The sequence below is a fragment of the Brevibacillus panacihumi genome (assembly GCF_003710985.1).
GTDB classification, from domain to species: domain Bacteria; phylum Bacillota; class Bacilli; order Brevibacillales; family Brevibacillaceae; genus Brevibacillus; species Brevibacillus panacihumi.
Window position 1 is genome coordinate 160,415 of the sequence record NZ_RHHT01000003.1, and the last position, 22,477, is coordinate 182,891.

At 56.9% G+C, this 22,477-nt stretch carries 26 protein-coding genes; 20 read left to right on the forward strand and 6 right to left on the reverse strand.

Going from position 1 to position 22,477, the window contains the following annotated elements; translation table 11 throughout:
• The first annotated feature begins 36 nt into the window (after nucleotides 1-36).
• From cobO to EDM58_RS03680, 20 genes are read left to right on the forward strand one after another with little or no spacing between them, the layout of a single operon-like run.
• The gene (gene cobO, locus EDM58_RS03585; protein WP_122912121.1) at nucleotides 37-585 is read left to right on the forward strand and encodes a cob(I)yrinic acid a,c-diamide adenosyltransferase; all 549 of its coding nucleotides are present in this window, start codon (nucleotides 37-39) and stop codon (nucleotides 583-585) included.
• A complete protein-coding gene (cobD, locus tag EDM58_RS03590) occupies nucleotides 585-1,691 on the forward strand; it encodes a threonine-phosphate decarboxylase CobD (RefSeq protein ID WP_122912122.1) in 1,107 nt (368 codons plus the stop codon). The genes cobO and cobD overlap by 1 nt, the downstream gene beginning before the upstream one ends.
• Nucleotides 1,688-2,227, forward strand: coding sequence for a bifunctional adenosylcobinamide kinase/adenosylcobinamide-phosphate guanylyltransferase (cobU, locus tag EDM58_RS03595; RefSeq protein ID WP_122912123.1), 540 nt, complete (start codon nucleotides 1,688-1,690; stop codon nucleotides 2,225-2,227). The genes cobD and cobU overlap by 4 nt, the downstream gene beginning before the upstream one ends.
• On the forward strand, nucleotides 2,224-2,961 hold the full coding sequence (gene cobS / locus EDM58_RS03600) for an adenosylcobinamide-GDP ribazoletransferase (protein ID WP_122912124.1): 738 nt from the start codon (nucleotides 2,224-2,226) through the stop codon (nucleotides 2,959-2,961). Before cobU ends, cobS begins: the two co-directional genes overlap by 4 nt.
• A gap of 22 nt (nucleotides 2,962-2,983) precedes the next feature.
• Nucleotides 2,984-3,580, forward strand: a complete 597-nt coding sequence (gene cobC / locus EDM58_RS03605; protein WP_122912125.1) for an alpha-ribazole phosphatase — start codon at nucleotides 2,984-2,986, stop codon at nucleotides 3,578-3,580.
• Nucleotides 3,581-3,599: 19 nt separating this feature from the next.
• On the forward strand, nucleotides 3,600-4,556 hold the full coding sequence (cbiB, locus tag EDM58_RS03610; protein ID WP_122912126.1) for an adenosylcobinamide-phosphate synthase CbiB: 957 nt from the start codon (nucleotides 3,600-3,602) through the stop codon (nucleotides 4,554-4,556).
• Between the two features lie 46 nt (nucleotides 4,557-4,602).
• Nucleotides 4,603-6,384, forward strand: coding sequence for a precorrin-3B C(17)-methyltransferase (gene cobJ, locus EDM58_RS03615; RefSeq protein ID WP_122912127.1), 1,782 nt, complete (start codon nucleotides 4,603-4,605; stop codon nucleotides 6,382-6,384).
• Between the two features lie 21 nt (nucleotides 6,385-6,405).
• A complete protein-coding gene (locus tag EDM58_RS03620) occupies nucleotides 6,406-7,374 on the forward strand; it encodes a sirohydrochlorin chelatase (RefSeq protein ID WP_122912128.1) in 969 nt (322 codons plus the stop codon).
• A 12-nt stretch (nucleotides 7,375-7,386) separates the two neighbouring features.
• Nucleotides 7,387-8,160: a precorrin-6A reductase gene (cobK, locus tag EDM58_RS03625; RefSeq protein WP_122912129.1), complete on the forward strand. Its 774-nt coding sequence runs from the start codon at nucleotides 7,387-7,389 to the stop codon at nucleotides 8,158-8,160.
• 2 nt (nucleotides 8,161-8,162) lie between these two features.
• Entirely contained in the window at nucleotides 8,163-8,813 is a 651-nt protein-coding gene (locus EDM58_RS03630) for a precorrin-8X methylmutase (RefSeq protein ID WP_023555955.1), read from the forward strand.
• 2 nt (nucleotides 8,814-8,815) lie between these two features.
• Nucleotides 8,816-9,952 (forward strand): cobalt-precorrin-5B (C(1))-methyltransferase, encoded by a 1,137-nt coding sequence (locus EDM58_RS03635; RefSeq protein WP_122912130.1) that lies wholly within the window; start codon nucleotides 8,816-8,818, stop codon nucleotides 9,950-9,952.
• Entirely contained in the window at nucleotides 9,915-11,150 is a 1,236-nt protein-coding gene (cbiE, locus tag EDM58_RS03640; RefSeq protein ID WP_122912131.1) for a precorrin-6y C5,15-methyltransferase (decarboxylating) subunit CbiE, read from the forward strand. Before EDM58_RS03635 ends, cbiE begins: the two co-directional genes overlap by 38 nt.
• The gene (cobI, locus tag EDM58_RS03645; RefSeq protein WP_122912132.1) at nucleotides 11,143-11,859 is read left to right on the forward strand and encodes a precorrin-2 C(20)-methyltransferase; all 717 of its coding nucleotides are present in this window, start codon (nucleotides 11,143-11,145) and stop codon (nucleotides 11,857-11,859) included. The genes cbiE and cobI overlap by 8 nt, the downstream gene beginning before the upstream one ends.
• Nucleotides 11,856-12,638 (forward strand): precorrin-4 C(11)-methyltransferase, encoded by a 783-nt coding sequence (cobM, locus tag EDM58_RS03650; RefSeq protein WP_122912133.1) that lies wholly within the window; start codon nucleotides 11,856-11,858, stop codon nucleotides 12,636-12,638. The genes cobI and cobM overlap by 4 nt, the downstream gene beginning before the upstream one ends.
• A complete protein-coding gene (locus tag EDM58_RS03655) occupies nucleotides 12,635-13,777 on the forward strand; it encodes a cobalt-precorrin 5A hydrolase (protein ID WP_122912134.1) in 1,143 nt (380 codons plus the stop codon). The genes cobM and EDM58_RS03655 overlap by 4 nt, the downstream gene beginning before the upstream one ends.
• Nucleotides 13,778-13,779: 2 nt before the next feature.
• Entirely contained in the window at nucleotides 13,780-15,162 is a 1,383-nt protein-coding gene (locus EDM58_RS03660) for a cobyrinic acid a,c-diamide synthase CobB (RefSeq protein ID WP_122912192.1), read from the forward strand.
• Nucleotides 15,155-16,675 carry a cobyric acid synthase gene (locus EDM58_RS03665; protein WP_122912135.1) on the forward strand — a complete coding sequence of 507 codons (1,521 nt, stop codon included), beginning with the start codon at nucleotides 15,155-15,157 and terminating at the stop codon, nucleotides 16,673-16,675. Before EDM58_RS03660 ends, EDM58_RS03665 begins: the two co-directional genes overlap by 8 nt.
• Nucleotides 16,672-17,721, forward strand: a complete 1,050-nt coding sequence (gene cobT / locus EDM58_RS03670) for a nicotinate-nucleotide--dimethylbenzimidazole phosphoribosyltransferase (RefSeq protein WP_122912136.1) — start codon at nucleotides 16,672-16,674, stop codon at nucleotides 17,719-17,721. The genes EDM58_RS03665 and cobT overlap by 4 nt, the downstream gene beginning before the upstream one ends.
• On the forward strand, nucleotides 17,718-18,491 hold the full coding sequence (gene cobA / locus EDM58_RS03675) for a uroporphyrinogen-III C-methyltransferase (RefSeq protein WP_122912137.1): 774 nt from the start codon (nucleotides 17,718-17,720) through the stop codon (nucleotides 18,489-18,491). Before cobT ends, cobA begins: the two co-directional genes overlap by 4 nt.
• Before the next feature lie 3 nt (nucleotides 18,492-18,494).
• Nucleotides 18,495-19,133 carry a precorrin-2 dehydrogenase/sirohydrochlorin ferrochelatase family protein gene (locus EDM58_RS03680; RefSeq protein ID WP_122912138.1) on the forward strand — a complete coding sequence of 213 codons (639 nt, stop codon included), beginning with the start codon at nucleotides 18,495-18,497 and terminating at the stop codon, nucleotides 19,131-19,133.
• Here EDM58_RS03680 and EDM58_RS03685 read toward each other — a convergent pair.
• From EDM58_RS03685 to EDM58_RS03710, 6 genes are all read right to left on the reverse strand, one after another.
• A complete protein-coding gene (locus EDM58_RS03685) occupies nucleotides 19,130-19,474 on the reverse strand; it encodes a DoxX family protein (protein ID WP_122912139.1) in 345 nt (114 codons plus the stop codon). The two genes, EDM58_RS03680 and EDM58_RS03685, sit on opposite strands and share 4 nt — an antisense overlap.
• Before the next feature lie 6 nt (nucleotides 19,475-19,480).
• Entirely contained in the window at nucleotides 19,481-20,101 is a 621-nt protein-coding gene (locus EDM58_RS03690) for a TetR/AcrR family transcriptional regulator (RefSeq protein ID WP_122912140.1), read from the reverse strand.
• A gap of 157 nt (nucleotides 20,102-20,258) precedes the next feature.
• Nucleotides 20,259-20,609, reverse strand: coding sequence for a DUF4260 family protein (locus EDM58_RS03695; protein WP_122912141.1), 351 nt, complete (start codon nucleotides 20,607-20,609; stop codon nucleotides 20,259-20,261).
• Entirely contained in the window at nucleotides 20,599-21,036 is a 438-nt protein-coding gene (locus EDM58_RS03700) for a MerR family transcriptional regulator (protein WP_122912142.1), read from the reverse strand. The genes EDM58_RS03695 and EDM58_RS03700 overlap by 11 nt, the downstream gene beginning before the upstream one ends.
• A 136-nt stretch (nucleotides 21,037-21,172) precedes the next feature.
• Nucleotides 21,173-21,496 carry an antibiotic biosynthesis monooxygenase family protein gene (locus EDM58_RS03705; RefSeq protein WP_023555940.1) on the reverse strand — a complete coding sequence of 108 codons (324 nt, stop codon included), beginning with the start codon at nucleotides 21,494-21,496 and terminating at the stop codon, nucleotides 21,173-21,175.
• A 60-nt stretch (nucleotides 21,497-21,556) separates the two neighbouring features.
• Nucleotides 21,557-22,465, reverse strand: a complete 909-nt coding sequence (locus EDM58_RS03710; RefSeq protein WP_122912143.1) for an alpha/beta hydrolase — start codon at nucleotides 22,463-22,465, stop codon at nucleotides 21,557-21,559.
• Between the last annotated feature and the right edge of the window lie 12 nt (nucleotides 22,466-22,477).

Sequence of the window (22,477 nt, forward strand, 5' to 3'; positions counted from 1 at the left end):
AGAACAAAGCGTTTTTCTATTTCAGGAGGGATGACGATGAACCAGCAAGCCAGCAAACGCGGGTTGCTTTTGGTCTATACGGGTGACGGCAAGGGAAAAACGACAGCAGCTTTGGGGCTTGCGGTACGGGCGACCGGAAGGGGCAAAAAGGTATTGATGATCCAATTTATCAAATCGCCGGAGCGGACCTATGGCGAAAAGATCGTCTTTGACCGCCTGGGGATCGAGATCGTGCAAAAAGGGATCGGCTTTACCTGGACGAAAACGCCCGAGGAGCATCGGGTCGCCCTGGCGGAAGCATGGCGCTTTGCAAAAGAAAAGCTCCTGTCAGATGCCTACGACATGGTCATCCTCGATGAATTGAACAACGCGCTTGCCATCGAGAAGTTCCCGATCGATGATGTGCTGCCGCTGGATGATGTGCTGGATACCTTGCAAAAGCGGCCGGAGCGCATGCATGTCGTGATTACCGGGCGCAGCGCCAAGCAGGAGATTATGGATCTGGCCGATCTGGTAACGGAGATGAAGGCGGTCAAGCACTATTACGAGGAAGGCATCCCCGCTGTACTGGGGGTAGAGTTCTGATGGAGGTCCTGGAAAAATATGGACATGGCGGCGACTGGGTGTCGGCAGCCAAGCGCTACGGCATGCCCGAAAACGGCTTTCTCGACTACAGCGCTAATATCAATCCGCTCGGACCGCCTCCCTCCGTCATCACAGCGCTGCAAAACCATCTGCATGAAATGACGCGCTACCCTGATCCGGCGCATCGGGCGTTTCGCCAAGCCTTGGGGAAACGATTGAAGCAGGATGAGGACTGGCTTTTGCCTGCGAACGGCGCGGCGGAAGCGATGGCTCTGGCGCTGTTGGCGCTCGCTCCTGAAAAAGTCGGGGTGGTCTACCCCTGTTTTTCCGAATACGCGCAACTTTCGGAGCAGTTTGGCGCCCAGGTGATGGGCTGCTTCGGTCGCGAAGAGAACGGCTACAAGGCGGAAGAGTCGCAGCTGCGGCAGCTTTTTGAGCAGACGGATTTGGTGTTTGTCGGGTCCCCGAACAATCCGACAGGCATCCGCTACGCAAAAGCTGAGCTGGAGCGCATGGCGAACTGGACGTCTGAGACAGACACCTGGCTGATCGTGGACGAGGCTTTTCTCGATTTCATCGACGAGGATCATCCATTCACCTTGGCGGATTCATTGGGCGATTATCCGCGGGTGATTCTGATGCGCTCGATGACCAAGATGTACGCGATTCCGGGGCTGAGGCTGGGATATGCCATCGCTCACCCGGATGTTATCGCGCGGATGAAGGCGAAGCAGGTGAGCTGGAGCGTCAATGCCTTGGCTTTGCTTGCCGGGGAGCGCTGTCTGGAGGAATTCGCCTATGAAGAGAAGACACGCAAGCTGATCGCGGGAGAGCGCGAGTATTTGCGTGCCTGTTTGCACACGGAATTGGGCTGGCAGGTTTGGCCGGGCGAAGCCAACTTTCTGCTCGTACGCTCTTCGGAAGACTGGACAGCACAGGAGCTGCAGGCAGAGCTCGGGAAAAAAGGCATCCTGATCCGCAGCTGCGCGATGTATCCAGGCTTGACCCCAAGAGATTTCCGCATCGCCGTGCGCAAGCGGGAAGAGAATGAGCAGTTGATTGACGCCTTGCGCGAGGTTTGCGAGGAGAGGGGGACGAAGCGATGAGTCTGATTCTGGTCACGGGGGGAGTCCGTTCGGGAAAAAGCGGTTTTGCCGAGGAGCTGGCGTCTCAGACAGGCAAGCGAGTCCTCTATGTCGCGACTGGAGAGGCGAAGGACGAGGAGATGCGCAGCCGGATAGCGCTGCACCGATCCCGCCGCCCTGCTGATTGGGGATGTGTGGAGATTCCTCTGCGCTTGTCAGAATCGATCCAGGCAGCGCGGGAATACGAGGTCGTCCTGATCGACTGCCTCTCTACCTGGGTCAGCAATCGGCTGATGGCGGTTCCCGAGCCGGAGTGGAGAAGCGAGGCCATCACCCGGGAGGTCTATAAAGAAGCGACTTCGTGGCTGGACGGAGTGGCAGCATCATCACGGACAGTCATCGCGGTCACCAGTGAGGTCGGGTTAGGCGGGGTGGCGATGAGCAGGCTGGGACGCTGGTTTGCCGATGTGCTCGGGGACGTCAATCAGATGACGGCCCGCCGCGCGGATACGGTCTACGCGGTCTGGTCGGGAATTCCCTGGAGGATCAAAGGATGAACGCATTTTGGCATGCCCTTTCTTTTTTCACGCGCATTCCGGTCCCTTGGCTGCGTCCCAGCGAGGAAGCGTGGAAAAAAAGCGTCGCCTGGTATCCGGCAGTTGGTCTGGTTATCGGGTTGATCTTGTGGGGCGTTCATCAAGCAGGACTGTGGCTGTTCAGCCCTTTGCTCGCAGCCGTGTTGACACTGATCGTCTGGGTGTACATCACCGGTGGCCTGCATCTCGACGGGTGGATGGATCTGGCGGATGGCCTCGGAAGCAGCCGCTCCCGAGAAAAAATGCTTGCGATCATGAAGGACAGCCGGGTTGGAGCGATGGGCGTTTTGGCGGCTCTCTTGCTCTTGCTGCTGAAAACGGCGGCGTTGGCTGAGCTGACGCATCCGTGGTGGGGGATGATGCTTCTGTTCGTTCCGATGGCTGCCCGCACGCATGTCCTGCTGGCGATTCGGTACTGGCCTTACCTGTCTGCGGACGAGGGGATTGGCAAGGGGATCAGCGAAGGGCTTTCGGTGGTACATATCGTGGCAGCCTACGCGCTATTGCTTGGGGCCGGCTGGTGGCTTGGAGGCTGGCAGACGATTGGCGCGATCCTTTTCTCGCTCTTGTTTGCACTCGCTTTTTCACGCGGAGTGGCGCGCAAGCTGGGCGGCTTGAACGGAGACTGCTATGGAGCGGTGATTGAGAGCAGCGAGGCGGCGATGCTATTGGCCTTGCTCCTATTTACCAGATAAGTGCGAAAGGAGCTGTTCGCCGATGAAGTGCCTATGGGTACGGCATGGAGAGACGGAGATGAACAGGCAGTCGAGATACCTGGGACATACCGATGTGGGCTTGCACGAAAACGGGAGGCAGCAGATTTCAGCGCTGGCAGAACAGTTGCAGTCTTTAGAACTGAACCCGGCGAAAATCTATGCCAGCGACTTGCAGCGTTGTGTGCAAACAGCACAATTGCTGACAACGCGCTTTCCTTGCTCGATGGAGACGACCGCTGCTTTGCGGGAGCTTTCCTTCGGGGAGTGGGAATTGCTTACATACGACGAAATCGTGCAGAAGAATGAAGAAGAGGTTAAGAAGTGGCACAAAGATCCCCTGCTCGTCAGCCCGCCCGGCGGAGAGAGCCTGCAGCAGCTGGGAGAGCGCGTCGATGCCTGGCTGCAGGAGATTGTGGAAATGCATGCGGGCGAAGAAGCGCTGGTGATCGTGACGCATGGCGGAGTGATTCGCTGGTTTCAGTCTGCCTGGCTGACGCAGGACAAGAGCCATTACTGGCAGGTGGAAGGATTGCGTCACGGCACGGCCATGCTGACGGAGTGGGATGGACAGCGCTGGACCTATCAGCCCCTTCTGTAAAAGAGAGGGAGAATGACAGATGAATGAAGCGGCGTGGGTGCTCGTGACCGCCTATTTGATCGACAGGGTCGTGGGCGATCCGCGAAGTCTCCCTCATCCGGTGGTGATCATCGGCTGGTGGATCTCACGGCTGGAATGGTTGATTCGAACTTGTGTCAAACAAGAAAAGCATCTCAAAGCAGCAGGAGTGCTATTTCCGCTGCTGATCGTAGCCGGGAGCTACGCAGTTGTCTGGCTGATCGTCTGGGCGGGGGCGCTGGTGTCGCCATGGCTGTCCTTCGCTTTGTCAGCCTGGCTGATTTCCACCACGATCGCGACCAAAGGACTGGCGGATGCGGGCCTTGAGATCATGCGCCATTTGCAGGCAGGCGACATCCCAGCAGCTCGGCGCTCCTTGTCGATGGTGGTAGGGAGGGATACCGAGCATCTGGACGAGTCGGAGATTTGCCGCGGCGCAGTAGAGACAGTCGCGGAGAACATTGTGGACGCCATCGTCTCTCCGCTCATCTACGCAGCGATCGGCGGCGCGCCGCTCGCGATGGCCTATCGGGCGACGAACACGCTGGACTCGATGGTGGGCTACAAAAACGAAAAGTACCGTAATCTGGGCTGGGCGTCCGCTCGTTTTGACGACGTCGCCAACTATATTCCGGCGCGGTTGACCGCCCTTTTGCTGCTCGCGGCAAGCTGGCTGCTGCGTCTGGATGTACGGCAGAGCTGGCAGATCATCCGCAGGGATGCGCACTTGCATCCCAGCCCCAACAGCGGATTGCCGGAAGCGGCTGTCGCCGGAGCCTTGGGCGTCCAGTTGGGCGGGCTGAACACCTACCAGGGAGTTCCATCCCATCGCGCCAGGCTGGGGGATGCGCATCGCCCGCTGTGTCCCGACGATGTGCGCATGACGGTACGTATGATGTACTGCGCCTCCCTGCTGTGTCTGCTGGCATGTCTGGGAGTCGCCGCATGGATTGGCTGATTTAGGAAGGGAACAAGCATCTGTGGAAAAGAGGAGGTTCATCCGTATGAAAGGCAAGTTGTTTGTGATCGGGTTTGGTCCGGGCAGTTTTGAGCATATCACCAAACGGGCGCGGGAAGCGATCGAGGAGAGCGATGTGATTATCGGCTACTCCACCTATGTGGACTTGATCCGGGATTTGCTCACGGACCAGGAGATCGTCAGCACCGGGATGACGGAGGAAGTGACGCGTGCTCGGGAAGCAGTCCGCCAGGCGGAAGAGGAAGGCAAAAAGGTGGCTGTCATCTCCAGTGGAGACGCGGGCGTATACGGCATGGCCGGTCTGGTCTACGAGGTGCTGGTGGAAAAAGGCTGGCAGCAGGCGACAGGCGTCGAGCTGGAAGTGATTCCGGGAATCTCGGCGATCAACTCCTGCGGAGCGATTCTTGGCGCACCGATCATGCACGATGCCTGCACGATCAGTCTCAGCGACCATTTGACGCCATGGGATCTGATCGCGAGAAGAATCGATGCGGCTGGCATGGCAGACTTTGTCATCGCCTTGTACAACCCGCGCAGCGGACGGCGCACGCGGCAGATCGTCGAAGCGCAGCGGATACTATTGCAGTACCGCTCGCCAGATACCCCAGTCGGAATCGTGAAGAGCGCCTATCGCGAACGGGAGCACGTCGTCGTCACCACCCTGGCGCAGATGCTGGAGCATGACATCGGCATGCTGACGACGGTGATCATCGGGAACTCCTCTACATTTGTCTACGATGGCAAAATGATTACGCCGCGCGGCTATCAGCGCAAGTACACCTTGTCTTCGGATGAGCAGCCATTGAAGCCGCATCAGCGGCTGCGGGTGGAAAACGAGCCATGGTCTTTGGAAGCGGCAGAATCGGGAGAAAAGGCTGAAATTCAGCAGGCACCGCAAGCGATGTATTCTACGCCTGCACCTGACGCGAAGGAATCAGCCGCAGCTCAGCCAGTGCCGACTTCTGCTGCGGGTACCGCAGTCGCCACGCTGGCTATGCCGACTGCCGAGACAAAAGCTCCGACCGTCCAAGAACATTCGCCAACACCGCTCGATTGGGCGACGCAAGCACTGCGCATGGTAGACGAAGCCAATGGAGTGGTTGCTGAGTCACCGGCTTCGGCTGGAGCAACGGTCCGTACGGTAGACTCCTTCGTCCCGGAGATGATCTTCGAGTGCGCGGTCAGCCCGGGTGTCGCCAATAAAAAGCTTTCTCCCCAGCAGATGATGGTCCTTGCAGAAGTAGCGGGAGAGAAAGGCGAGATCGAGTATACGCCTCACCATCAAATGATCCTGCGCGTCCCGACAGCAGACCCGGAAAGCGTGACACAGCGCCTGCGCGAGGCGGGGCTTACGCTCAGTCCGACTGGCGATGTGCTGCAGGTAAAGGCTTGCGATTTCTGCGACGGCGAGAAAAAAGACGGCATCCCGTACGCGGAGGAGCTGCAGCGTCTTCTCGGCGGCAAGCAGATGCCCAAGGAGACCCGCATCGGCTTCAACGGCTGCGGCATGGCTTGTTACCAAGCAGTGACGGAAGATATCGGGATTGTATTTCGCAAAGGAAAATTTGACCTTTTCCTGGGAGCCAAAACGGTGGGAAGAAACGCCCACTCCGGCATTCCTGTCGCAGAAGGCATCCCCAAAGAAGAGATTGTGCCGCTTGTCGAGCGAATCGTGACGCGATTTGCAAAAGAAGCCTTCCCGAATGAGCGGTTCCACAAATTTTTCCAACGGGTCGGGGAGCTGGAGGGCTTCGCCTGGCGCGAACCGGCCAAGTTTGAGATCGAAAACGCCGCATGCGGCGATTAAAAGAAAGCAGGGGGAATGGAAATGGATGCAGTCCTGTTCGTTGGTCACGGAAGTAAGGATCCTGAAGGGAATGAAGAGATTCGCCAGTTTGTAAACGGATTGGCGCCAGAAATCGATGTTCCGATTATCGAGACATGCTTTTTGGAATTTGAACGCCCCGATATGCTGCAGGGACTCAGCGCTTGTGTCAAACGGGGAGCGACCCGCGTAGCCGTCATCCCGATCATTTTGTTCTCGGCAGGACACGCCAAAATCCACATTCCAGCCGCGATTGATGAAGCCAAGGAGCTGTATCCGAATGTGCAGTTCATCTACGGTCGCCCGATCGGCATTCATGAGGAAGTGCTGAACATCCTGGCGACGCGCATGGAGGAGGCGGGCTTTGCTTCTGGCGAGGAGCACGAGGATCTGGCGGTGCTGGTCATCGGACGCGGCAGCAGCGACGCTGACGCCAACAGCGATATTTACAAAATGTCCCGACTCTTCTGGGAGCGCTGGAAGGCGAAATGGGTGGAAACGGCTTTTATGGGCGTGACATTCCCGCTGTATCAGGAAGGGATCGAGCGTTGCCTCAAGCTGGGAGCCAAGCATGTGGTGGTTCTGCCGTATTTCCTGTTCACCGGGGTGTTGATCAAGCGCATGGCCGATCAGCTGGAGCAGTTCCGTGCGCAATACCCGGAAGCGCAATTCACCCTGGCGGAGTATTTCGGCTTCCATCCGCTTTTGAAAGAAGTGTTGAAGGACCGCGTAGAGGAAGCGCTGCACGGCGAGGTCAAGCTGAATTGCGACACCTGTCAGTACAGGCTGGCAGCGATGGAGCACATCGATCACCACCATCATCATCACGACGATGAGCACGGCCATGGGCATCATCACCATCATCATCATGGGCATCACCATGACCACGAGCATGACCACCATGACCACGAGCACGAACATGACCACGACCATCACCACCACGACCATGACCACAAGCATGTGACCAAGTAGGAGGGACCTGAAATGATTCTGGTACTGGCCGGGACGAGCGACGCCCGCGAGTTGGCGGTTCGCATCAAGGAGACGGGGTATGAACTGTTGAGTACCGTTGTGACCGACAGCGCCGCGAAGAGCATGGAGGAAGCAGGCCTTCCCGTCCAAGTGGGAAGATTGACCGCGCAGGATCTCGTCAGCCTGATCGCCGAAAAAGGCATTCGCTGCGTGGTAGACGCTACCCATCCATTCGCAGAGGAAGCCTCGAAAAATGCCATGGCAGCGTCACAGGAGGCGGGAGTTCCGTATATCCGCTACGAGCGGGAAAGCCTGTCCGCCCCAGGGAGCGAGAAGCTGATCGTCGTGGAGGATTACGTGCAGGCGGCAGAGCTCGCAGCGAAGAAAAAAGGCGTAATCATGCTGACAACCGGTAGCAAGACGCTGAAGATTTTTACGGACCGTCTGCTGGGGCTGCCGGATACGACCTTGGTCGCCCGGATGCTGCCGCGCCTCGACAATATGCAAAAATGCGAGGAGCTTGGACTGGAGCAAAAGAACATCGTGGCGATGCAAGGCCCTTTTTCCAAGGATCTCAACAAGGCGCTCTACGACCACTACAAAGTCACGCTGATGATCACCAAGGAGAGCGGCAAGGTCGGGGCATTCGATGAAAAGGTGGAAGCCGCGCTGGAAATGGGCATCGAGACGATTGTCATCGGCCGCCCCAAGATCGAATACGGAGAAAAGTTTTCGGATTATGACAGCGTATTGACCCAACTCAACCAAGTGACAGGAGGAAAATGACGATGGATTTTCGCACGGATTTCAAACCCCTGACGGTGCAGCCGCAGGAAATCGAAGACATGAGCTTTCAGATCATTACGGACGAGCTAGGGGAGCATCCGTTTTCCGAGGAGCAGTACAAGGTCGTGCAGCGTGTGATTCACGCCTCGGCGGACTTCGATTTGGGACGAAGCCTCGTGTTTCACCCGGATGCGGTACAGGCAGGGATCAGCGCGATCCGCAGCGGCAAAATCGTCGTGGCAGACGTGCAGATGGTGCAGGTCGGCATCAGCAAAAACCGGATCGAGAAATACGGCGGAGAGGTGAAAGTATATATCTCCGATCGCGACGTGATGGAGGAAGCAAAGCGCCTCAACACCACGCGTGCCATTATCTCCATGCGCAAGGCGATCAAGGAAGCAGAGGGCGGCATCTTCTGCATCGGCAATGCGCCTACCGCCCTTTTGGAGCTGATCCGTCTGGTGAAAGAAGGAGAAGCCAAGCCGGGTCTGATCATCGGAATGCCCGTCGGCTTTGTCTCGGCGGCTGAGTCCAAGGAAGAGCTGGCGAAGCTGGATATCCCATTTATTACCAATATCGGGCGCAAAGGCGGCAGTCCGGTGACGGTGGCTGCCCTGAATGCGATCTCGCTGCTGGCGGAACGGTTGGGGTAAGGATGGCGGCGATGGCAGCGAAGGATGAAAAAGAAGCCAAACCGCTCCGTCACGGCTATACGACAGGTGCTTGCGCCACGGCAGCGACGAAAGCTGCCCTGGTCGCACTGATTACGCAGGAGCCGCAAAAGCAAGCGACGATCCGCCTGCCGATCGGAGAAGACGTAACCTTCCAGATGGAGCGCTGCGAGTTCGACGAGCGCAAGGCTGTGACCGGAACCATCAAGGACGGCGGGGATGACCCGGACGCGACCCATGGCGCTTTGATCGAAAGCCGCGTGGAATGGCTGGACGAGCCGGGCATCGTGCTGGATGGCGGAATCGGAGTAGGGCGCGTAACCAAGCCGGGGCTCCCAGTGCCGATCGGCGAAGCGGCGATCAATCCGGTCCCGCGCAAAATGATTCGGGAGACCGCCCAGGCTGTGCTCGATCAGTATGAGATCGAGCGGGGCATCAAGATCGTCATCTCGGTCCCGGCAGGCGAGGAGATCGCCAAGAAAACCTTGAACGGCAGACTCGGGATTCTCGGCGGCATCTCGATTCTCGGGACGCGCGGCATCGTGGTGCCGTTTTCCACTTCTGCCTATAAAGCGAGCGTGGCGCAGGCCATCAATGTAGCCAAGGAAGCAGGCTGCGACCACATCGTTTTGTCGACGGGAGGAAAAACCGAGTCTTTCGGGATGGAGATGTACCCGGAGCTGTCGGAGGAGGCCTTCGTCGAGATGGGCGATTTCGTCGGCTTCGCCCTGCAGCAGTGCAAGCGCAAGCAGATGAAAAAAGTGACGCTGGTCGGGATGATGGGCAAGTTCTCCAAAGTGGCGCAGGGCGTCATGATGGTTCATTCCAAGAGCGCCCCTGTCGATTTCGGCTTTCTCGCGCAGATGGCGGAGGAGGCAGGAGCCGGCGACGAGCTTGTGGAGCAAATCAAAGGGGCAAACACCGCCTCGCAGGTGGGAGATCTCATGGCAGATACCCCAGCCTTTTTTGAAAAAATGGGCGAGAACTGCTGCCGGGCCGCACTGAAGGAAGTCGGCGGCGGCATGGAGATCGAGACGATGATCATTACGATGAAAGGGTCCCTGTTGGGAAGGGTGACGTTGCATGACACAGACGATGAAAGTGATCGGCATCGGGGATGACGGGCAAACGAGCTTGCTGCCCTTGTATCGGACATGGATTGAGGAAAGCGAGCTGTTGATTGGAGGGGAACGGCATCTTTCCTTTTTTCCCGAGCATACAGGCGAGAAGAGAGTGCTGAAGGGCGGACTCTCCGCTATGGTGGAGGAGCTTCGCACCGAGACGCGCAAGACCGTTATCCTCGCCTCGGGAGATCCGCTCTTTTACGGAATCGGCAGCTTACTGGCGAAAAAGCTGAAAAACGTGGAGATATTCCCCAACCTCAGTTCCATTCAGCTCGCGTTTGCCAAGATGGGCGAGGCATGGCAGGATGCGGCATTTGCCAGCGTGCATGGACGCAGCATCAAGGGATTGGCGCAGCGCATTGACGGCAAGGAAAAGGTGGCTTTGCTGACCGATCAGGAAAATACGCCAGCCGCCATTGCGAAGTATCTGCTCGCTTTCGGGATGACGGAGTACGATGCGTTTGTAGGTGAGAATCTCGGCAGTCCCGAGGAGCGCACGGGCTGGTACGCCCTGGAGGAGATGGCGGACCAGCGTTTTTCTGACCTGAATGTCGTCATCTTGAAAAAGCGTCGTCCCAGCCCGGTCTGGCCGTTGGGCATCGCGGACGAGGAGTTTTCCCAGCGCAAGCCGGACAAGGGCTTGATCACGAAGCGGGAAGTGCGCATCCTGAGCATTGCGCAGCTGCAATTGCATGCGAAAAGCATCGTCTGGGACATCGGCACCTGCACAGGCTCTGTTGCGATTGAAGCGGCGCGCATCGCCAGAGACGGCGAAGTGTACGGCGTGGAAAAGAACGCGGATGATCTGGAGAATTGCCGCCAGAACATGGCGAAGTTTCGCACGGACCTGACGGTTGTTCATGCGCGGGCCCCGCAAGGCTTGGAGCATTTCCCTGACCCGGATGCGGTGTTCATCGGAGGAAGCGGAGGCGAACTAAGAGAGCTTTTGCACATCTGCTGCACTCGACTGCGTGCGGGAGGCCGGATTGTGGTCAATGCCGCTACGATTGAGACCCTCTACGAAGCGACGCAGGCTTTTGCCGCAGAAGGCTTTGAAACGTCCGTCACGCTGGCGCAGCTGTCGCGCAGCAAGCCGATCCTGTCGCTGACCCGTTTTGAAGCGTTGAACCCGATCTACATCATTACCGCATGGGCCAAAGAGGCAACGACAGAAGGAGGCAAGTCAGATGAGTAAGATCGGAACTCTATACGGACTGGGAGTAGGTCCCGGCGATCCCGAGCTGATCACGGTCAAGGCGTTTCGCCTGCTCCAGCAATCGCCGGTCATCGCCTACCCGAAAAAACGGATGGGCAGCAAAAGCTACGCTCACCAGATCGCGGAAATGTACGTAAAGCCCGCGCCGGACAAGGAAATGCTCGGGCTGGTGTTCCCGATGACACGCGATCCGGAGATTTTGGAGCGCGAGTGGACGAATACGGTCCAGATCGTTTGGGAGCGGCTTTCTGCTGGGAAGGACGTTGCGTTCGTTACAGAGGGCGACCCCTTGTTTTACAGCACGTTCATCCACATGATGCGCGGCATGCAGGAAGCTCATCCGGAGGTGCCGATCGTGACGATTCCCGGAGTTTCCTCCTTTCTCGGGGCCGCAGCCCGCTTTAATCTGCCCTTGGCAGACGGGGATGAACAGATCGGAATCATTCCGGCTACTGAGGATCGGGACGCGATGCGCCAAGCGATTGAGAATCACGACACGGTCATCTTCCTGAAGGTCGCCAAAGTCTTGCCGATGATTATCGGCCTGCTGAAGGAGCTGGGGCTGGACGATAAGGCGGCGGTAGCGACGAAAGTCACTTCGTCCGAGGAAATGGTCTGGACGGATATGCGGGAGCTGGAGCGCGCGGAGCTTGGCTATCTTACGCTGATGGTGGTGAAAAAGGGATGAAGCTGTACATCGTAGGAGCGGGTCCGGGCGACCCTGATCTGATCACGGTAAAAGGCTTGAAGCTGCTGCAAAAGGCGGATGTCATCATGTACACGGATTCGCTGGTCAACGAAGAACTGGTAGCGCTGGGCAATCCCGACGCGGAGGTGCTGCAAAGCTCCGGCATGGCCCTCGAAGAGATGGTCGAGCTGATGCTGACTCATCTTCGTGCAGGGAAAACAGTCGTGCGTTTACATACAGGCGATCCGTCTGTGTACGGGGCGATTATGGAACAAATCGCATTGTTGAAAGCAGAGGGCGTCGAAGTGGAGATCGTGCCGGGGGTAAGCTCCGTCTTCGCTGCGGCAGCCGCTGTCGGGGCTGAACTGACGATTCCTGAGCTGACCCAGACGCTGATCCTCACGCGTGCCGAGGGGCGGACCCCTGTGCCGGAGCGGGAAAAACTGCGTGCGCTGGCAGAGCATCACTGCACCTTGGCGTTGTATCTGAGCGCGACGCTGACCAAAAAAGTCGTGCGCGAGCTGATCGAGGCAGGCTGGCGCGAGGATACGCCTGTCGCAGTCGTGCAGCGGGCAAGCTGGCCGGATCAGCTCATAGTCCGCACGACGTTGGCGAATCTGGATGCAGACATGGGCAAGCACGGCATCCGCAAGCATGCAATGATTTTGGCGGGCTGGGCATTGGACCCGGATATTCATGAAAAGAGCGAGCAGTACCGCTCCAAGCTGTACGACAAAACCTTCACGCACGGGTACAGAAAAGGTGTGAAAGAAGGATGATCATCGAGCTGAAAGAGGGAGAAATCCCCGAGATCCGGCAGCGCGGCGATTACGCCGTCGTCGCCATTACAAAGCATGGCGTAGAGATGGCGCGCGATCTGGTGCAGAAATTCCCTGGGGCGGATCTCTACTACATGAGCAAATTTGAGCGTGGGGACGAGGAAGCGCGGGGCATTCAGCTTTTTACCAACAGTGTGCGCATGCTGTTTCCTGCCCTCTGGCCCGTCTACAAGGGATTGATCATCATTATCTCGCTTGGCGCAGTGGTGCGGATGATCGCTCCTTTGCTCGAAGATAAAAAGAAAGATCCCGGAATCGTGGTCATCGATGATCGCGGAGAAAATGTCATCAGTGTCCTGTCCGGCCACCTCGGCGGGGCGAACGAGCTGGCGCATGAGGTGGCAGCGGTGATGGGGGCGCGTCCGATTATTACGACTGCTTCCGATGTGCAGAAGACGATTCCTGTCGACCTGTTCGGACGCCGCTTCGGCTGGGAATGGGAATCAGACGAAAAGCTGACCCCGGTAAGCGCCTCGGTCGTGAATGAGGAGCGGGTCGCTGTCATCAATGAATCAGGCGAGCGGGATTGGTGGATGCACGAGACGCCGATGCCGCCGTCGATCAAAGAGTACGCGACCATTGCCGAAGCGCTGGCGGACGAGCCGCAGGCTGCACTCGTCGTGACGCACCGCATCTTGACGCCGGAAGAGCAGCCGATCCTGCAAAACGGCGTGATCTATCGTCCCAAAGTCATTGTGCTCGGAATGGGCTGCAACCGTGGGACATCTGCCGAAGAGATCGAAGCGGTGATCAAGGAAACCTTGGACGAGCTGCAATTCTCGATCAAAAGCGTCAAAGCCCTGGCAACGATCGCCTTGAAAAAGGATGAAGCGGGACTGATCGCCGTCTGCGAAAAATACGGTTGGCCGTTCGTCTGGTATGAGCCGGAGGAATTGAACCAGGTGGAAATCAGCGATCCATCCGAGACAGTGTACAAGTTCACCGGGGCCTATGGCGTCAGCGAGCCCGCAGCCAAGCTGTACGCTGGCGTCGAGGAACTCGTACTGACCAAGAAAAAGTCGGGCAATACCACGATCTCCGTAGGGCTCATGCCCTACCACAAGGAGGGGCGCAGATGAGCATGAGCGGCAACCGCCGATTGGTAATTGCCGGGACGGGCAGCGGAGCGGGAAAGACGACAGTGACCATCGGACTGATGGCCGCACTGAAGCAAAAAGGCTATACGGTCCAAGGCTTCAAATGCGGACCTGACTACATCGATCCCACCTATCACACTGCCGTAACCGGAAGACCCTCGCGCAATCTGGACAGCTTCATGCTTGCCCACGAGGCAGTGAAGGAGATTTTTGTCCGGGGGAGCCAGGGAGCAGATATCTCCGTCATCGAGGGCGTAATGGGGATGTACGACGGCAAGGAAGCAACCAGCGACAAGGGCAGTACGGCAGAAATCAGCATCCTCACCGAATCGCCTGTGCTGCTGGTCGTCAACTGCCAGAGCATGGCCCGCAGCGCGGCTGCCATCGTCAAAGGCTTTCAATTGCTCAACCCTGCTGCACGGATCGTCGGCGTTATCGCGAACAAGGTGGGCAGCGAGGGCCATCACAAGATCGTCAAGGCTGCGATCGAGCAGGAGTGCGGAATCCCGGTCGTTGGCTATCTCAAGCGGGAGGGCGATGTGGAAATCCCCGAGCGCCATCTGGGATTGGTGCCGTCCGTGGAGCGCGGCGAACTGAATCCCCTGTTTGACCGCTTGGCGGAGATCATCGCACAAACCGTCGATCTCGAGCAGATTTGGGAGCTGGCAAAGGCGGAGCCGCTTCATGCCGAGCCTGTTTTGTTCGCGAAGAAGGCGGTTCCTGACCGAGTGACCATTGCTGTGGCGAAAGACCCGGCCTTTCATTTTTACTATCCGGAGAATCTGGAGCTGTTGGAAGCCTACGGAGCCAAGCTGCACTTCTTTTCGCCGCTGGCGGGTGAGTGCGTGCCGCAAGAAGCAGACGGCTTGTACATCGGCGGCGGCTTTCCAGAAGAATTCGCCGCGGAACTCTCGCAACAGACTGAGGTGCTGGCATCCTTTCGTCGGGCGATTGGCGCTGGTCTGCCGACGCTGGCGGAGTGCGGCGGCTTCATGTATCTGACGGAAGCGATCGTCACGACGGAGGGCAAAAGCTACCCCATGGTCGGACTGATCCCGGGCACCGTAACCATGCAGAAAAAGCTGGCGGCGCTCGGCTATCGGGAAGTGCGCGGTACAAAAGAAAACTTCCTGCTCGGCACGGAGGAGCAGGCGAAGGGGCATGAGTTCCATTACTCTACCCTCGCCAGCTCGCAGGAAGAAGAGCTTCCATACGCCTACGAAACCAAGGGCTTGCGCGGCACGAAGCCGGAGGGCTTTGCGCAGGACAATCTGGTCGCAGGCTATACGCATCTGCATTTTGGCTCCAATCCGGCTGTCGTCGAGCGCTGGATCACGCGTTGTCTGGAGGTGGCAGGACGTGCCTAAGACCTTGCCGCTGATGATTCAGGGAACCAGCTCGGATGCGGGGAAAAGCGCCATCGCGACGGCTTTTTGCCGGATTTTTGCCCAGGACGGCTACAAGACAGCTCCCTTCAAATCGCAGAACATGGCCTTGAATTCCTATGTCACCCTCGATGGCAAAGAGATCGGGCGGGCCCAAGGAGTACAGGCGGAGGCGGCAGGGATCGTAGCCACGACCGACATGAACCCGATCCTGATCAAACCGACGCGGGACGCCGAGTCGCAGATCGTGGTGAACGGCGAGCCCTACGCCAATATGAAGGCTCTTGCCTACCGGAGCGATTTTTTTGACGAGGGGCTGCGAATCATCCAGGAGTCTTACCAGCGTCTGGCCGACTCCTACGAGCGGATCGTCATCGAAGGGGCAGGCAGTCCAGCCGAGGTGAACCTAAACGACCGCGAACTGGTCAACATGCGGGTCGCCCGTCTGACCAATGCCCCTGTCATCCTGGTCGCGGACATCGAGCGCGGCGGCGTTTTTGCCAGTCTGGTCGGCACCTTGCAGCTGCTGGAGCCCGAGGATCGCAAGCGGGTCATCGGGGTGATCATCAACCGTTTTCGCGGCGATCTCAGCCTCCTGCAGCCGGGACTAGACTGGTTCGAATCGTATACAGGGGTTCCGGTGCTCGGGGTGGTTCCGTTCATCCCTGATCTGTGGATCGATGCCGAGGACTCGCTGATCCTGCATCGCTATCAGGGGCGGCAGGAGACAGCCAAGGAGCTGGATATTGCGGTGATCCGCTACCCGCGCATCGCGAATTTCACGGATCTCGATCCCTTTTTCGTGGAGCCGGATTGCCGCGTCCGCTATGTGTCGCGTCCGGAGGAGCTGGGAGAGCCGGATCTGATCGTGCTGCCCGGGAGCAAAAACACGCTGGAGGATCTGCAATTTTTGCGCGAGACAGGTCTTGCCGGGCGAATCCTGCAATTGCACCGCGAGCAGGCATGCATGCTGATCGGCATCTGCGGCGGCTACCAAATGCTCGGAGAGTGGATTCACGACCCGGCAGGCGTGGAATCTCCGCTGCAATCCCTCGAAGGGCTGGGCTTGATCCCGATGGTGACGACGCTGGAGCAGCGAAAAACGACCGTCCTGTCCCGTGGCACCGCCCGCTTTTCCGGCAAGAAAATCGAGCTGGAAGGCTACGAGATTCATATGGGACGCTCCGTTTTTGAACAGAATGACACGGCCTTTATCCAGTTGGAAAATGGGACGGACGGCTATTGTGATGCGCAAGAAAAACGGATCGGCACGTATTTCCACGGACTTTTCCACAATGATGAATTTCGGACATTATTGTTGAACAAACTCCGCATGGAAAAAGGGCTTGCACCGATTCACGAACGCCCATCTCTCGTCGCTTTGCGCGAACAGGGCTACAATTTGCTGGCGGATACGGTCAGACGCCATGTCCGACTGGACGCAATCGAGGAAAAAATGAAGGAATTTCAGCAAAGCGAGGTGCCGAAAAAATGACGAAATGGCAAGATTTCCTGCCTGCCATCGGATCTCGTAATCCAGAAGCAGCAGCGCAGGCGAGGCTTCATATCGACCAACTGACCAAACCGCTTGGCAGCCTGGGACGCCTGGAGGAATTGGCCATAGAGTTGGCTGCGATTACGGGCGAAAGCTTTCCTGTCGTAACGCCTCCAGGTGTGATCGTGTTCGCGGCCGATCACGGTGTCGCTGTCGAGGGTGTTTCGGCATATCCGCAGGAGGTCACTGTCCAGATGGTCGCCAACATGGCGAACGGAGGAGCGGGGATCAACGTATTTGCGCGCCAGATTGACGCTCTGGAGCGGATTGTCGATGTCGGCGTGGCGAACGAGGTGGAAGTACCTGGCGTCATCGCGCGCCGCATCAAGGCAGGAACGGCCAACATGCTGCGAGAGCCCGCCATGTCGCGGGAAGAGGCAGAGCGCACACTGCAGGTCGGAAGCGAAGCGGCGTTGGAAATCATCGAAGCGGGTGCCAAGGTATTGATCGTTGGCGAGGTGGGAATAGCGAATACGACGGCAAGCAGCGCCATTCTGGCCGCCTTGACAGGGGCTGATCCCGATGAGATCGTCGGACGCGGCACAGGACTCGACGACGCTGGCTGGGCACGGAAAAAGCAGGTGGTGCGAGAAGCAATTGCCTTGCATCGTCCGGACGCAGCAGAGCCAATCGACGTGCTGGCCAAGGTAGGAGGTTTGGAAATCGGCGCGATGGCAGGAGCGATCCTTGGCGCTGCTTCCAAGCGTATCCCTGTCTTGCTGGACGGCTTCATTGCTACGGTAGCGGCTTTGCTGGCAGTACGTCTATGCCCAGGCAGCGCTGATTTCCTTATCGCGGGACATCGCTCCCTGGAGCCGGGACACGCCTATGTGCTGAACGTGCTCGGAAAGGAACCTCTGCTGGATCTGCAATTGCGGCTGGGAGAGGGAACAGGGGCTGCCTTGGCCTATCCTGTGCTGGAGGCGGCCTGCCGCATGATTCATGAAATGGCGACCTTCGCATCGGCGGGAGTGAGCGGAAAATGAGCCAAAAAGGAAAGGTGTACCTCGTCGGGGCGGGTCCCGGAGACCCGAAGCTGATCACTGTAAAAGGAATGGAATGTCTGCAGCAGGCAGATGTCGTGGTGTATGACCGCCTGTCAAATCCGGCTCTGCTGGAGTACGCGCCGACCCATGCAGAACGGATTTTCTGCGGCAAGTATCCCGACAACCACACGATGCGGCAGGAAGCGATCAACCAGCTGCTGGCGGAAAAAGCCTTGGGCGGCCTGACCGTCGTACGGCTGAAAGGCGGAGATCCCAGCGTATTTGGACGAGTCGGGGAGGAAGCCGAGCACCTCGCGCAGTACGGCATCCCTTTTGAGATCGTTCCGGGTGTGACCGCTGGCATCGCCGCTCCCGCCTATGCCGGGATTCCCGTCACGCACAGGGAGTACGGCTCCTCCTTTGCCGTCGTGACCGGACATCTGCGCGAGGAGAAGCCGGAGCAGGCGGTGGAAAAGTGGCGCGCATTGGCGCAAGGAATCGATACGGTCGCGTTTTACATGGGTATTGGCAATCTGCCGATGATTCGCAAACAACTGATCGAGCATGGCAAAGATCCAAAGACACCTGTAGCGGTGATTGCCTGGGGGACGCTCCCGGAGCAAGCAACCGTGACGGGGACGCTGGCTGACATCGAGCAGCGCCTGGCGGATAACCCGCAGATCACCAATCCGGCGATTATTCTTGTTGGTGAGGTCGTACAATTGCGTGAAAAGATCCGATGGTTTGAAGCCGCACAGGTTGAGGTGTAAGGCATGAGCTTGTATCCCATGTTCGTCAATCTGACAGACAAGCGCTGCCTGGTCGTAGGCGCGGGCCAGGTGGCAGAACGAAAAATTGCCAGCCTTCTCTGCGCTAAAGCCAAGGTCACAGTTGTCAGCCTGTCTTGCACGCCAGTCATCCAACAATGGAGCGACGAGGCCAGATTGACACTCCATCTGCGCGCTTTCAGCCCGGAGGATATGCAGGAGATGGCCATCATCATCGCCGCTACGAGCGATGCCGCTGCCAATCTGGCTGTGCATCGGGCGTGCCAGCCGCATCAGTGGGTCAATATTGCCGACCGGCCCGACCTGTGCAGCTTCATCGTCCCGGCTATGGTCGAGCGCGGCGATCTGCAGGTAGCGATCTCTACGGGCGGAGCCAATCCCGGGCTGGCGAAAAAGCTGCGCCGCCAGGCAGAGCAATGGATTGGCCCGGAATACGAGTCCTACACGCAGTTTCTCGGGGAGATGAGGCAGCAGGTCCTCCATCTTGGACTAGAGGAAGGAGAGAAGCGGATCATCCTGCGCGAATTGCTGGATGACCGCTTTTTTCAGTGGACACAGAACGGGGAAATCGAGCGAAGAGATCGGGAGGCAAAGGAACTTCTTCATCGCCTCCCCCGCGGCTAGACGACATTCCGAATCATCACCCATACCGCAAGAATCAGGCAAATGCTAGCTGGAATGGCCATGGCAAAAGGCTGCTCAGCGCGGAAGAGATGGGCGTGAATGGCTCCCAGCATCAGAATGACAAACAAGATCGCCGATCCGGCAGCCAGATGCCGATTCCACAAGCCTGCAATCATGGCGAGTGCCCCGAGGATTTCCAGTGCTCCCGTCACAGACATGAACCACAGAGGGTAGTGATAGTGCTGCCAATGGTCCACTTGAAAGGGAACACGAAAGACCTTGATGAAGCCGCCGATCAGAAGAAAAACCGCCAAGACCACTTGCAGGATGGGCGCGAGCATCCGCTGTCACTCCTTATGTAAATTCTTTTTTTCTGCGGGATGTCCATTGGTGAGCATCCCGTGAAGCAAGAGGTCGACTACCTGCTGCGCCATACCATTTGGAGCTTGCAATCCCGGCAGCAGGCAGGAGACGGTCAGACGCTCCATGATTCCGATCAGGCACTCCGCTACGGTCTGCATCTCCAGCTCGGAGCGGAAATAACCCGACTGTTGCTCCCCTTGCAAATTCTCCTGGATCATCGCAGCAAGCTCTGCTTTGATCTGGCTGGACTCAGTGGCCAGAAAAAACCCGACGCGCGTCAAAGCGGGATCCTCCGCCAGAAAGCGAAATACGGCTTCCACTGCGAGATAAATCCGTTCCGAAACTTCCTTGGCTTCGATCCCGGCCTCCAAGCGGGCTTCTTGCGTCAGTTCGCGCAGACGGGAGCGAAAATGGTCCACGATCTCAGCGAAAATCGCTTCTTTGCTGGGGAAGTACAGATAAAAGGAAGGCTGCGTCAAACCCGCCCTTTTCACGATATCGCTTACTTTTGCATCATGAAATCCCCGCTCGGCAAACTCAGCCGTGGCTGCATCCAGCAATCGTTTCCGGCTTTCTTTTCCTTTCCGGCCTATTTCTTTCTTCATACCAGATTCAACTCCAAAAAGATACTCATGAGTAATATTACTTGTGAGTATTATTTCACAGCGATCAAGCAACAGTCAAGACACGCAAAAAAACGTGCAGACAAAATACCCGACAGGTACGATGCTTGCACGTTCAACTCTCATGTATTCCTGATGACTATATTTTTTGTAAATGCGTTTCTTTAAAGCTGTGCGAATATTTTAGTCCATATCCGATTGCGCGATCCATGAAGATATGTGCGTACCAAATCAACGCAATGATGAATAGGAAATCTGATTGAATCAAGAAATAAGAGAGTAGAATGATGGTTGGCAGAATTATACTATGTCCCATATTGTAGATTTGGGCGCCGGTTTTTGCATTTGCAAGATAGCCAAGCATCGTAATATCTGGGACCAAGAGCAACCCAAAGAACAGGAGAAGGGAAAAATCAAAGTGACTGTAAATAATGAAAGTTAATGCGAAAAAAATAGCATTTTCTGTTTGAATAATCCACCTATTCTTCATGAGCCATGCCCCCATTTTGGATATCTGCATACATATCGGTAATAAGCTGCTGAATAACTTCTTTATTTTCTTCATATTTGTTTTCGTTCATCAATTGTTGCACCTGCGTCAATGCTTGATAGGCTTGTTGATAAAAAAGAATGTGCTGTGAAATCTCATGTATTTTTTGCTGCATGAATGCATTCGAAACGATATTGCATTCTGATGATACAGGTTTTTCTTGCAGCTGAAGCAAGCTTTCTATTTCCTGCAAGGTAAAGCCCAGCCGTTTCAAAACCAGAACGAATTGAAGGGCTTCCTCACATTTTTTATCGTATTGCCGGTAGCCATTTTCCATTCTGGCAGGCTTCAGCAATCCCATTTTTTCATAGTAGCGAATACGGTCCGTTGATACATGAAACTTTTGGGCAAATTCTTTAATTCGCATCCAGTCACTCTCCTTGCCTAGAACTATAACATTGGAGTAAACTCCAAGGTCAAGCGAATATCAAAAAAACGTGCAAACCAGGCACCTGACAGGTACGAGGCTTGCACGTTTTTTGGCATGTCATGCGATCCAATTTTTATTCAGCAGCGGCTTGCTTCACGGATTTCACGTAGTAGACGCCGCCTTCGGAGTTGAGCAGATACTCGGGCTTCGGCTTGCCGAGATTGGCTTTATGCCCGGCGATATGCGCATCGCTTTTCTCCCATTGCTTCCAATGCGCCTCAGATTCCCAACGCACCTGGACGATGACTTCTTCCTCTCCGCGCGGAACCTTCTTGACCATGACGGTAGAATCGATAAAGCCTTCTTGCTTTTCGATCAAGCCTTCGCCGCTGAAGCGATTGACCACTTGGTCCGAGAAGCCTTCCTTTACTGTGATTTTTCGCATTTGAACGAACATGTGACCCGCTCCCATTCTCACAAAATATCTTCCTGAGACCAGTGTAACTGATAATGATTCTTATTTCCAGTGTTGACCGCTGGTGGAAGCACATCGGCAGTCCAGCCAATGCAAGAGGTCTGCGAGAAAGAGCGAATTCCCCTCCTCGTCAAAAGGGCGATGACGCATATGCTCATAGGCGATTTGCTGCTTGTCGCGGGAGCCGACAGATTCAAAGAACTGGCGCAGCTTTTCCGGCGGGGTCAGGCTGTCGTCTGTACCGTATTGCAGCAAAAACGGTACCCGCAGAGCAGGCGAACGCTTTTGCAGCAGTCTTTGTGCCGTGATGATCCCGCGACCCAAGCCTGGCGTGACGGTCTGGTGGCGCAGCGGATCGCCCTTCGTCCAGCCGTTTCGATTGGGTTCTCTCGCATTTCGCGAATGGAGGGATTTTTCGACGGTGTAATCCGGCTTGAGATAGCTCATCAGGAAAATGAGCCATTTTTCCATGGGTCTGATGGTGTAGGAAAATGCGGGTGCGATCGCGGCGAGGCCGGCAATTCCTGTCTCTTCATGGAGGCAATAGTCGAGGCAGATCAGACCGCCAAGACTATGCCCAAGCAAAAAAAGCGGCAATCCGGGATGCAAACCGCCGACTACTTGTCGAAAAGCGTGCAAATCCCCGCGATACTCGTCCCAGCGGCGCACATATCCCCGCGTGCCGCTGCTTCTGCCGTGACCGCGCAGGTCAAACGAATAGGCTGCGTATTGGTGTTCGGCCAAATGCCGGCTGATCCTGTCCATGCCCCCGCTGTGGTCGCCAAATCCATGAACGATGATCACCGCGGCTTTCGGGGATGGCGCTGGGCAGAGGCTGCGATAGTATAATTCTAAGCCGCCCACCCCGGCAAACGTTCCTTCTGCTGTCAGCAATATGCGGCTGCACCTCCTTGCCTGGCAGCTTTTCTGGGCGTAAGGCGAATGAGCCATACAAAATTCTCC

What these genes read in the sequence shown, in the direction of transcription:
- EDM58_RS03685 (WP_122912139.1), bottom strand. Translation starts at nt 19,474, where the DNA reads ATGCTCGCGCCCATCCTGCAAGTGGTCTTGGCGGTTTTTCTTCTGATC.
- cobI (WP_122912132.1), top strand. Translation starts at nt 11,143, where the DNA reads ATGAGTAAGATCGGAACTCTATACGGACTGGGAGTAGGTCCCGGCGAT.
- cobK (WP_122912129.1), top strand. Translation starts at nt 7,387, where the DNA reads ATGATTCTGGTACTGGCCGGGACGAGCGACGCCCGCGAGTTGGCGGTT.
- cobC (WP_122912125.1), top strand. Translation starts at nt 2,984, where the DNA reads ATGAAGTGCCTATGGGTACGGCATGGAGAGACGGAGATGAACAGGCAG.
- cbiB (WP_122912126.1), top strand. Translation starts at nt 3,600, where the DNA reads ATGAATGAAGCGGCGTGGGTGCTCGTGACCGCCTATTTGATCGACAGG.
- EDM58_RS03660 (WP_122912192.1), top strand. Translation starts at nt 13,780, where the DNA reads ATGAGCGGCAACCGCCGATTGGTAATTGCCGGGACGGGCAGCGGAGCG.
- cobO (WP_122912121.1), top strand. Translation starts at nt 37, where the DNA reads ATGAACCAGCAAGCCAGCAAACGCGGGTTGCTTTTGGTCTATACGGGT.
- cobS (WP_122912124.1), top strand. Translation starts at nt 2,224, where the DNA reads ATGAACGCATTTTGGCATGCCCTTTCTTTTTTCACGCGCATTCCGGTC.
- EDM58_RS03655 (WP_122912134.1), top strand. Translation starts at nt 12,635, where the DNA reads ATGATCATCGAGCTGAAAGAGGGAGAAATCCCCGAGATCCGGCAGCGC.
- EDM58_RS03620 (WP_122912128.1), top strand. Translation starts at nt 6,406, where the DNA reads ATGGATGCAGTCCTGTTCGTTGGTCACGGAAGTAAGGATCCTGAAGGG.
- EDM58_RS03690 (WP_122912140.1), bottom strand. Translation starts at nt 20,101, where the DNA reads ATGAAGAAAGAAATAGGCCGGAAAGGAAAAGAAAGCCGGAAACGATTG.
- EDM58_RS03630 (WP_023555955.1), top strand. Translation starts at nt 8,163, where the DNA reads ATGGATTTTCGCACGGATTTCAAACCCCTGACGGTGCAGCCGCAGGAA.
- cbiE (WP_122912131.1), top strand. Translation starts at nt 9,915, where the DNA reads ATGACACAGACGATGAAAGTGATCGGCATCGGGGATGACGGGCAAACG.
- EDM58_RS03700 (WP_122912142.1), bottom strand. Translation starts at nt 21,036, where the DNA reads ATGCGAATTAAAGAATTTGCCCAAAAGTTTCATGTATCAACGGACCGT.
- EDM58_RS03635 (WP_122912130.1), top strand. Translation starts at nt 8,816, where the DNA reads ATGGCGGCGATGGCAGCGAAGGATGAAAAAGAAGCCAAACCGCTCCGT.
- cobT (WP_122912136.1), top strand. Translation starts at nt 16,672, where the DNA reads ATGACGAAATGGCAAGATTTCCTGCCTGCCATCGGATCTCGTAATCCA.
- cobA (WP_122912137.1), top strand. Translation starts at nt 17,718, where the DNA reads ATGAGCCAAAAAGGAAAGGTGTACCTCGTCGGGGCGGGTCCCGGAGAC.
- EDM58_RS03710 (WP_122912143.1), bottom strand. Translation starts at nt 22,465, where the DNA reads ATGGCTCATTCGCCTTACGCCCAGAAAAGCTGCCAGGCAAGGAGGTGC.
- cobD (WP_122912122.1), top strand. Translation starts at nt 585, where the DNA reads ATGGAGGTCCTGGAAAAATATGGACATGGCGGCGACTGGGTGTCGGCA.
- EDM58_RS03705 (WP_023555940.1), bottom strand. Translation starts at nt 21,496, where the DNA reads ATGTTCGTTCAAATGCGAAAAATCACAGTAAAGGAAGGCTTCTCGGAC.
- cobM (WP_122912133.1), top strand. Translation starts at nt 11,856, where the DNA reads ATGAAGCTGTACATCGTAGGAGCGGGTCCGGGCGACCCTGATCTGATC.
- cobU (WP_122912123.1), top strand. Translation starts at nt 1,688, where the DNA reads ATGAGTCTGATTCTGGTCACGGGGGGAGTCCGTTCGGGAAAAAGCGGT.
- EDM58_RS03680 (WP_122912138.1), top strand. Translation starts at nt 18,495, where the DNA reads ATGAGCTTGTATCCCATGTTCGTCAATCTGACAGACAAGCGCTGCCTG.
- EDM58_RS03695 (WP_122912141.1), bottom strand. Translation starts at nt 20,609, where the DNA reads ATGAAGAATAGGTGGATTATTCAAACAGAAAATGCTATTTTTTTCGCA.
- cobJ (WP_122912127.1), top strand. Translation starts at nt 4,603, where the DNA reads ATGAAAGGCAAGTTGTTTGTGATCGGGTTTGGTCCGGGCAGTTTTGAG.